The organism is Photobacterium sp. OFAV2-7, assembly GCF_022347985.1.
In the GTDB taxonomy this organism is placed as follows: domain Bacteria; phylum Pseudomonadota; class Gammaproteobacteria; order Enterobacterales; family Vibrionaceae; genus Photobacterium.
In genome coordinates, this window is record NZ_JAKRFQ010000397.1 from 1 (window position 1) to 4,553 (window position 4,553).

Annotated in this window: 3 protein-coding genes and 1 pseudogene; all 4 read right to left on the reverse strand. The window is 47.4% G+C overall.

Annotation, left to right across the window (positions count from 1 at the left end):
• Nucleotides 1-255 (reverse strand): annotated as a pseudogene (locus tag MHN01_RS17535) (glyceraldehyde-3-phosphate dehydrogenase); the annotation flags it as partial.
• A gap of 328 nt (nucleotides 256-583) precedes the next feature.
• Nucleotides 584-2,221 carry a GGDEF domain-containing protein gene (locus MHN01_RS17540; protein WP_239412520.1) on the reverse strand — a complete coding sequence of 546 codons (1,638 nt, stop codon included), beginning with the start codon at nucleotides 2,219-2,221 and terminating at the stop codon, nucleotides 584-586.
• A 221-nt stretch (nucleotides 2,222-2,442) separates the two neighbouring features.
• Entirely contained in the window at nucleotides 2,443-3,540 is a 1,098-nt protein-coding gene (locus tag MHN01_RS17545) for an anhydro-N-acetylmuramic acid kinase (RefSeq protein WP_239412521.1), read from the reverse strand.
• A 142-nt stretch (nucleotides 3,541-3,682) separates the two neighbouring features.
• A partial coding sequence (locus MHN01_RS17550) for an alpha-amylase family glycosyl hydrolase (protein ID WP_239412522.1) occupies nucleotides 3,683-4,553 on the reverse strand: 871 nt, incomplete at its 5' end.

Genomic DNA, 4,553 nt, shown 5'->3' on the forward strand with positions numbered 1-4,553 from the left:
GCAAGGTGACAGGTCAAGTTTGGTCAGTGCTTGGATCAGTGGTAATGTCTGAGAAGGAGATAGCTCGCTGCCGGTATAGCGACGGGCAACACGGTGTGCCTTGATGATATCGATTACAGAGGCATTGACAATTTGGCGACCGAACAGAAGGATTTCCACGCCTTTCTGACGGTATAGCTGGCCAAGAAGTGGTGAGATGGATTCTGCATTGGTTTGGCTTGTTTGCCAGTCTAGAAGATATTTTTCCGGACTCATCTTTACTTAGGACCTTTCACGTTTGGGGAAGAGAAACAGGACTATAGCCTGTGTACTGTTATCGTTTTTATGGGGCGCAAGTGTAACGTTTGCGTCGTTTTTATCCTAGTAAAATTAATGACTTGGAAATGTGATCTTTATCGGGTCAAATTGGTGATCCTCATCAAAGTTTAAGTTGATTGTTCTGCTTTTTCTTGACTGGATTTAGCAACTTATTTTTTAACGATTTGTTCACTTTTTGCGATGAATTCAAACAATTAGTGATCTGTATTGCTTTTGTGGTAATAACCAGACAGTAATCCTGCAATAAGTGTGGTTTATTGCAGGTTTAATTCACAACAACTTGGTTTCTACCACTGTTTTTGGCTTTGTATAGCGCAGTATCTGCTCTTTGTAAGATGGTTTCAAAAGAATCACCCTTGGCAAAATTGGTGACTCCGATACTGGCGGTGACGGTGCCGATATTACTGATATTGAGTTGGCTGATGCTTTTGGTGAGCCTCTGGCAGACAATAGCAGAATAGCCTGCCTTGGTATCAGGTAAGACAATCAGAAATTCTTCGCCCCCCCATCGGTATACCCGGTCATTTGGGCGGAGTGTATCTTTTAGTGTTTCCCCAACCGCGCACAGCACTTCGTCACCCGTCTGATGGCCATAGGTATCATTGATACTTTTGAACAAGTCGATATCCAAAATGGCGACTGCCAAGGGCTGGTAGTCCATGTTGTAGCGTTTAATATGGGCAATGATTTCACGAGAGGCAGCCCTGCGGTTGGGCAGACCTGTGAGCTCGTCGGAATAGGCATGTGCCCGTAAGACTTTCGATGCAGCTTGTAATTCTTTATTTCTTTCGTCCAGATCTTTGGTGCGTTGCTGGACGATTGATTCTAGCTCCTGATTAAACTGGTGCAGCTTACGCTGTGCCGTGATCCGACGTTTAATATTGATAGTGAGTATCGAGATAACGACAAGCATGAAGATAAACAGAGCAATAGTGCTGTTTATCAGCTTTGCGTGTTCGTCATAGAGCGATACCGGGCGATTGATGATGGTGCTATGTACGGGTAGGAGGTTTAGGTCGATACCGAACCGTTTTAGTTGGTAATAGTCGAAATAGGGGGCATACGTCGCTTTTTCCGGTGTTTTGATCTTATCTAGCGGAACACCGTCAAGAACCTTGATGGCTATTTGGGCTGCATTTGAGCCATGTTCGTAGGGGTTGTTCATGAGTCCGCCAATTCCCCCGTAGCCGATAATGATCGTTCCCCACATGCCATAAACAGGCACTTTGCTTTTTTGAGTTAAGAGGGGCAGATGATGTTCATAGGAAAAATAGGTGCCTAGTTTATCCTTATGAATGGCTAGCATCAGGAAAACAGAGTCAAACTCTGCACTTTCTGCTCTCTGGTAAAGCTCTTGGATCGAGAACTGATCCCAGACTTCCAAAGTGACATGCTGTTTTTGTGGATCGGCTTGCCATTGCGCTTTAATTTGTTTGGCTTTTTGGCCCATGTTCAAACCCAAGCCTGTGGTGTCGCTCAGCATTATGATCCGTTTTGTTCTGGGTTGAAGCTGTAAAATTAATTCAAGATTCCCTTCAATCTCCATGCCTTCCGCTATGCCGAGAATGTTATCGTGACTCGCCATCATTTCTGTGTCGGGCAAGTTGACACCACTATAGACAACAGGCTTACCTGGAAATAACTCATCTCCATTTTCGATCATGAAGTTATACGCATGATCGTCGGTGGTCATGATGAGATCGGGTTCGTACTTTTGGTATTTGTGTCTCAATAGGTCAGTAAGCTTGGCATGGTAGATTTTGTCATCGACAAATCGTCTTTCGTCCATGTATTCAATATGAAGGTTCTCCGCATGTACGGCATCCATAAGTACATCTTTGATGCCTTGATTTTGTTGGTTAGTCCACTGATATTGAGGGTGATAGGAGTTAATCAGAAGCACTATTGGCGCCTCTTTGGCTGATACCAATAGAGGAAAGAAGAGAAGTAGAAGTAATAACAACTTTACAGTCATCTTGTATGAGACCTTATCTAAACTGCAGCTAAGGATTTCTACAAGTATAGATTTTTTAAATGAAGTTCTTAGGGCAGCGGAGTTTACCTAAAGGAATCTCCGCTGCCAATGTGGAAAGAGGTAGGCGTTTTACAGTGTTGCTGATGGAACTATGAGGGGTAGATTGCTCCCAAGCAAGTTAGCTGGTTGGCACCAGTTACTTCCGGAAGGTTGCCGGGAAGTTGATGCAGGGTGCGGTAGGCTAGCCAGGCGAAAGCCATTGCTTCCATGTTATCTATATCCACCCCGCGCTCGGCCGTTGTGACAACCGTCCAATCTGGCAAGAGCTCTGCGAGTCTTTGCATGAGCAGCGGATTATGAGCCCCGCCGCCGCATACCAGTAACTCGCCTGGTGTTTCAGTGCGAACATCATTGGCAATGGTGACGGCTGTCAGTTCTGCCAGAGTACGTTGCACATCTTCTGGTTTGAGGCTGAACTTGCTTAGGTGGTCATCAAGCCAAGTCAGGTTGAACAGCTCGCGTCCTGTACTTTTGGGCGCTGAAAGGGCAAAAAACGGATCACTTAATAGTGATTCCAGCAGTGCCGGGTGCACGACTCCGGATTGCGCCCAGGCTCCGTCTTTATCGTAGCGTTGTCCCTTGTGTTTGTGGATCCAGGCGTCCATCAACATGTTGCCGGGGCCGGTGTCAAACCCGGTAACCGGTTTTTCGGGAGTCAGGATGGTGATGTTGGATATGCCACCAATGTTGAGTACTACGCGAGTGAGATCCGGCTGGCTGAAAAGTTGCTGATGAAAAGCCGGGACAAGCGGTGCGCCCTGGCCGCCGTAGGCCATATCTTTACGGCGAAAATCGGCCACTGTGGTGATGCCTGTTTTGGCTGAGATAATGTTGGCATCGCCAAGCTGCATGGTGAAGGCATAGGTTGATTCAGGAGAGTGATAGACCGTTTGCCCATGGCTACCAATCGCAGTGATAGTTGCCGGATCAACGTTTGCTTTTTCCAAGAGTGCGAGGACGGCATCGGCGAACAAGTGCCCGAGGCGATGATCGAGCTCGCCGATCGCTTGTAAGTTGGTTGGCTGACCCATACAAACATCTAACAGGGATTGTTTAAGGTTCTCGCCCATAGGGAAAGCATGTTCGCAAAGCAGTTCTATTTTGCTGCCATCAATGTCGACCAAAACGGTATCTACACCGTCCATGCTGGTTCCGGACATAATTCCAATGAAACGTTCAGATCCCATTATTGCCTCGGTTATGTGCAGGTATAAGCCCTATAGTTACACGGAACTAAGAAGCACGGCAAACCTTATTGAATAGACTGCAAAACCCACCGGCTAATCTAGGTTAGATTAGCCGGTATGGCAGTTTAGCTGGTGCGGAAGGTTAAGCGAGGTTCAGCAATAAGCCTTCTTTACCGGCCAGGGTCAGTGTGAGTATGCCTTGTTTTGACTGCCACTCATCACCGGTAAGTAGATCTTTAAATTGAGCATCTTCAATACCTAGCTGCCAAACAGGTACCTCTATCGTCTTGGCGTGCTCGCTGTTGTTCAGCAGGCAGAGTGATATTTCATCACCTAACGTCCTGGCAAAAGCGAGCTGCTTGTGTTCGGCAACGAGCCATTGGATGCTGCCTTCCTGCAGAGAGCGGTGAGCCTTGCGGATAGCGATCAATTGTTTGAGGAAGCTAAACATAGCGTGAGGCTTTTCGGTTCGCTCCCATGGGAAGCAACGACGGTTATCGGGATCCTGACCGCCTTCAAGTGCCACTTCTGTTCCGTAGTAAATACATGGTGTACCGACATAAGCAAACAGCATCAGCAATGCCAACTGCATTGTCTCCTGATCTTCGTCCAGCATGGTCAGGAAGCGCATCGTATCGTGGCTGTCTAACTGGTTAAGCTGGGAAAGCTGGTTGAGCCAAGGCATTTTACTCCTAGCTTCGTTGAGCCAGTCGACCAGTTCGTCGGCATCAATTTGACAGTTGTGGTAGGCAATATCTTTGTGGGCAAAGAAAGCGCGAATCGGGTGGGCGAAACCGTAGTAGTTCATCGCACCATCTTCCTGATCACCCTGAAGCCATTGGCTTGCCTCGAAGAAGTGCTCACCAAGGACATAACAGTCAGGGTTTACTGACTTGGCCGACTGACGGAATGCTTTGACATAGTGGGCGTTGTTGGTTGCACCGGCACCTTCACCTAGCATGTGGATTACGTCAAATCGCCATGCATCGATATTGTACGGCGGGCGGAGCCAA